This is a genomic window from Pseudomonas sp. AGC41, assembly GCF_057334555.1.
This window is the reverse complement of record NZ_JBHFJB010000120.1, coordinates 1-4,955: the sequence shown is the minus strand read 5'-3', so window position 1 is coordinate 4,955 and position 4,955 is coordinate 1. Positions and strand designations below refer to the sequence as shown.

Below are 4,955 nucleotides of genomic sequence, written 5' to 3'. Positions count from 1 at the left end.
CCCCCCCCCCCCCCCCCCACAACAGCGGATCACCTCGACAGCGGGTCACCTCGACAGCGGATCACCTCAAGAGCGGGTCACCACAGGAGCAGATCACCTCAAGACCGGCGTCAGTCATGCATATCCGGCGTATGCACAAAGCACAACTTGTTGCCCTCCGGATCCCGGCAATAAGCCCCGAAGTAATCCTTTGAATATTGCGGCCTCGGCCCCGGCGCTCCTTCATCGAAACCGCCCATGGCGAGGGCCATCTCCCAGGCCGCGCGCACGGTTTGCGGCGAGTCGGCGGCGAAGCTCACTTGCATGCCGTTGCCCCAGGTCGCGGGAAGGCCATTGATCGGCACCTGGACGAACACCTGCGGCCAATGCCTGCCGGGCTGATGCCAGCCTTCCCCGGGCGGGCCCGAGTCGTCTTCGCTGTCCATGCGCACCAACCCCAGGCAACCGAGGACGGCGTCATAAAAAGCGACCATTTTCGGTAGATCCCGCGCACCAATCTGAATGTGACTGAACATGCCCTTCTCCTTATGAAACCTTGTTGTCATTGGAGAGCATGACCGTGTCCACGTTCAGCCGAACATGAGCACGGTCGACAAAACGCTCGCTCATCGACCGATGGGAAAATCCGACCGAACTCTGCCTGAAACCCCACAGTCCACCCTCCATCGCAACCACCTGCCATGGAGAACGACAATGGCCGATTACCCAACCCCACCCTTCCCCAAACAAAGCCAACCCGTCCCCGGCAGCCAGCAGAAGATGGACCCGTATCCGGACTGCGGTGAACAAAGCTACAAGGGTTCCGGTCGCCTGGCGAACAAGATTGCCCTGATCACCGGCGCCGACAGCGGCATCGGGCGCGCGGTAGCCATCGCCTTCGCCCGCGAGGGCGCTGACGTGGCCATTTCCTACCTGAACGAGCACGAGGACGCCAAGGAGACCGCGCGCTGGGTCGAACAGGCCGGTCGGCAATGCTTGCTGCTGCCGGGCGACCTGGCGGACAAGGCCCAGTGCGGCAAGATCGTCGATGAAACCGTGGCGCGTTTCGGCCGCATCGACGTTCTTGTCAACAATGCCGCGTTCCAGATGACTCACGAAACCCTGGAAGAGATTCCGGATGAAGAATGGGTACGCACGTTCGATATCAACATCACCGCAATGTTCAGGATCTGCCAGGCTGCGGTGCCGCACATGAAGGCTGGCGGATCGATCATCAACACTACCTCGGTCAACTCGGACATGCCCAAGCCGACGTTGCTGGCCTATGCCACGACCAAAGGCGCCATCGCCAATTTCACCGGTGGCCTGGCGCAGATGCTTGGGCCAAAGGGCATCCGGGTGAACAGCGTCGCGCCAGGGCCGATCTGGACCCCGCTGATCGTGGCGACCATGCCCGAGGAGGAAGTGCAGAACTTCGGTTCGCAGACACCACTGGGCCGCCCCGGCCAGCCCGTGGAGGTAGCACCGATCTTCGTGCTGCTGGCCTCGGATGAGTCGAGCTATATTTCCGGCTCGCGGTATGCGGTGACCGGGGGCAAGCCGATCCTTTAAGGTTAGTCGCAACCCTGCGGACCTGTGGATCCCATGCTCTGGATCCCGGGTCCCGGGTCCCGGGTCCCGGGGCTCCGGCTCCGGGCTCTGGGCTCTGAGTTCCGGGCTCTGTGCTTTTGACTCTGTGGCGAGGGAGCTTGCTCCCGCTGGGCTGCGAAGCGGCCCTGAAATCTTGCGGTCGCTACGCAACCGAGCGGGAGCAAGCTCTCATCAAACAAAATCCATCCCCTTGTTCTCCAAAGCTTTTTTAAGCCGCGATCACTCGAACACCCAGCTTTGTAGCCTTACGCTGTAAGGCTCTAAGCTGACGATCACGGCTTTTGGCCTCGTACTCTTCCATATCCTGCGCCACGTAAGGCTGGCCTTTGGTCAGCATGGCGTAGATCAGGCGGGCCAGTTGGTGAGCCGTAGCCTTGATGGCGCAGGCCGTATCCATACGAGCCAATCGGGCGCGGTGACTGGCACCGATAAAGCTTTTATCGTTGCGGGCGCTAGAGGCCGCCTGCTTCAACGCTTGTGCCGCCCGGTTAAATACCTTGGGGACATGACCGGGCAAGGGTTTTCCTCCCGATATTCGGGTTGAGGGCGCCAACCCCATCCAAGAGCTGAAATGTTGCTCAGTCGGAAACCGCGACAAATCAGGTCCGACTTCGCTCGCCAGAACCAAGGCGGATTCGATTCCGATAGTGGGAATCGCGGTCAGATCCACGCCCATGATTCTCACAAGTGCCTGGTGCAAGTTGGCTTGTTCATCTGCCGAACGATGCGGGCTGCGCAGTGGCTTGGCGGGTTGCGTGGGCTCATGGTTCAGTACTGGGAGTCGATTGAGTGCCTGGGTGATGGCCTGATCACATTCGGCAATCTGCTTCTCAAGAAAATCATGAGCAGCCACTTCCTGAGCCAAGGCATGCAAATGCTCGACTCGCCAGTTACCGTGCAGACTGCGGGCGATGGTTTGGTAATCGGCCTTGATACGGCCGTCTCGGAAGTTGGCTAAAACTTGAGGGTCACGCTCGCCATCGATGATGGCCTTGATGATTTTCATCCCTGTCACACCAGCGATGTTGCTGATGACATTGGCTAACTGAATGTTCATCTGCGTCAGGGCTTTTTGCATGCGGTTGATGGTCTTGGCTTGATCACGAACCTTCATGGCCCGCTGGCGAACCAGCGAACGCATCGAGCAAATATCATCAGCGGGCCGGAACGCTCCTCTGAGTAAGCCATGGGTCATGAGCTGCCAGATCCATTGGCAATCCAGGACATCGGATTTACGCCCGCTTATCTGGCGTGTAGCACGGGAGTTAACTAGATACACCTCAAAGCCCCTCGAATCGAGAAGCTCGAACAGCGGTATCCAATAGACACCGGTGGCTTCCATCGCCACGACTTTGATTTTCAGCGATTCCAGCCATTCGGCCAGCTTCACCAAATCCTCAGTAAAGGCCGGAAAACAACGAACCGGCTTGTCGCTTTGATCGGGATTGACGCCGACCCAGTGCTCGCGGCTGCCAATATCGATACCGGCACAATGAGGGTGAACGACTTCAAATCGTTTCTGCTGCTTCTTGCGCGCCATGACAATTCCTCGCAGGATTGAACGGCGCGCGGGGCACACGGTGTCGAACGGATTCACTCTCTCATACGTGGTCACAGCTTGCTGTGCCTACAACGACTCCACGCCGATACCGTGCCGGCCACTCTCCCTCGCGGGTGCGCACACACCAGTGATAGCTACGGCCTCTGTCCCCGCGCGCACCCAATATTAAGCCGAACACTTGTTTGCTGCGCGACAGCGCAGCGTCGGCGACGCGGCGGGGACTCCCTCGCCACGGAGAACCTCGAAGGCGTCGTTACCCTCGCCCAAACCGCTCCCGGTACACCGAGGGCGCCAGCCCCACCACGTTGCGAAACGCTACCCGGAAACTTTCCACCGACCGATAGCCACACAGTTGGGCGATGTTGTCGGTGTTGTCTTGCGTGCTTTCCAGCAATTCCCGGGCCCGTGCCAGGCGCTCATGTTGCAGCCAGGCCTTGGGCGACACACCGCAAGCCTGGGTGAAGCGGCGCAAGAAGGTCCGTTCGCTCATGGCGGCGTGACTGGCCAGATCGCGCACTCCCAGCGGCTCGTGGAGACGTTCCCGGGCCCATTGCATGACGCCGGACAAATCGCTGCGCGGCGTGCGGCTGACTGGCGAGGGGATGAACTGCGCCTGGCCACCGGTGCGTTGGGTCGGCATGACCAGTCGACGCGCCACGGCATTGGCGACCTGGGCGCCGAAATCCCGCGCCACCAGGTGCAGGCACGCATCGATGCCGGCCGCGCTGCCAGCCGAGGTGATGATCTGGCCTGAATCGACATAAAGTACATCGGGATCGACTTCGATGGTCGGGTAGCTGTGGGCCAGTTCGTCGGTGTAGCGCCAATGCGTGGTGGCGCCCAAGCCGTCGAGCAGCCCGGTGGCCGCCAGGACAAAAGCCCCCGAGCAGATCGACAACAGACGGGCGCCACGGGCATGGGCTCGTCGCAAGGCCTGGAGCAGGGCATCGGAGGGCGGTTCGCTGCGACTGCGCCAGCCCGGCACGATAATGGTTCGCGCGCTGTCGAGCAGCTCCATGCCGCCATCGGCCAATACCTGGAAGCCGCCCATGGCGCGCATCGGGCCGTCGTCGACAGCGACGATGCGGTGTTCATACCAGGGAAAATCAAACTCGGGCCGTGCCAGCCCGAATATCTCGACGGCAACGCCGAATTCGAACGTGCACAGCCCGTCGTAGGCGAGAATCGCGACGAGGCCAGGGGTAGGCTGCATTTGGCGGAAAATTCCCACAGAGTGTCTTGTACGCCACTGTAGCGGTTGGCGGCGGGTGGATAAAGTCTCTCCAAGCCCTATCCGTCCCTGGAGTAAACCCGATGACCAGCCCTGTTCGCGAAGTGTCTGCCGCGCCGTCCGACATTGCCCTGCAGCATTTCAGCCGGCGTCTGATGTTCGAAACCGATTGTTCCGACGTACGTGCCAGCCAGGACGCCGGTGAGATCGATTTTGTCCTCGTCGATGTGCGCGGGCCGCAGGCCTATGCACGCGGGCACGTGCCCGGGGCGATCAACCTGCCGACCCGCACGCTGACCGCCGAGGCGCTTGCGGCCTATCCCCAGACCACCCTGTTCGTGGTCTATTGCGCGGGGCCGCATTGCAACGGCGCCAACAAGGCCGCGGTGCGCCTGGCGACCCTGGGGTACCCGGTCAAGGAAATGATCGGTGGCGTCATGGGCTGGCTCGACGAAGGTTTTCGCCTGACCGGTTCCGTGGAGCGCGTGGCGGAGCAGGCGGTCAGCTGCGATTGTTGAAGTAGGGTGCGACGCCCGTGTGGCGAGGGGGCGAGCTCCCTTGCCACACGGGCTG

The 4,955-nt window shown here is 61.4% G+C and carries 5 protein-coding genes; 2 read left to right on the top strand and 3 right to left on the bottom strand.

Going from position 1 to position 4,955, the window contains the following annotated elements:
* Positions 1-110 precede the first annotated feature (110 nt).
* Entirely contained in the window at positions 111-515 is a 405-nt protein-coding gene (locus ACE04F_RS21220) for a VOC family protein (protein ID WP_486109751.1), read from the bottom strand.
* Between the two features lie 178 nt (positions 516-693).
* Between ACE04F_RS21220 and ACE04F_RS21215 the strand changes: the two genes are divergently transcribed.
* Positions 694-1,551 (top strand): glucose 1-dehydrogenase, encoded by an 858-nt coding sequence (locus ACE04F_RS21215; RefSeq protein ID WP_486109749.1) that lies wholly within the window; start codon positions 694-696, stop codon positions 1,549-1,551.
* Positions 1,552-1,798: 247 nt separating this feature from the next.
* On the opposite strand, the gene ACE04F_RS21210 is transcribed toward ACE04F_RS21215, so the two are convergent.
* Positions 1,799-3,130: an IS110 family RNA-guided transposase gene (locus ACE04F_RS21210; protein ID WP_486107109.1), complete on the bottom strand. Its 1,332-nt coding sequence runs from the start codon at positions 3,128-3,130 to the stop codon at positions 1,799-1,801.
* Between the two features lie 274 nt (positions 3,131-3,404).
* Entirely contained in the window at positions 3,405-4,364 is a 960-nt protein-coding gene (gene ftrA / locus ACE04F_RS21205) for a transcriptional regulator FtrA (protein WP_486107107.1), read from the bottom strand.
* A 101-nt stretch (positions 4,365-4,465) separates the two neighbouring features.
* Between ftrA and ACE04F_RS21200 the strand changes: the two genes are divergently transcribed.
* Complete coding sequence (locus tag ACE04F_RS21200; RefSeq protein ID WP_486107105.1) at positions 4,466-4,900, top strand: rhodanese-like domain-containing protein; 435 nt, start codon at positions 4,466-4,468, stop codon at positions 4,898-4,900.
* Positions 4,901-4,955: the final 55 nt, after the last annotated feature.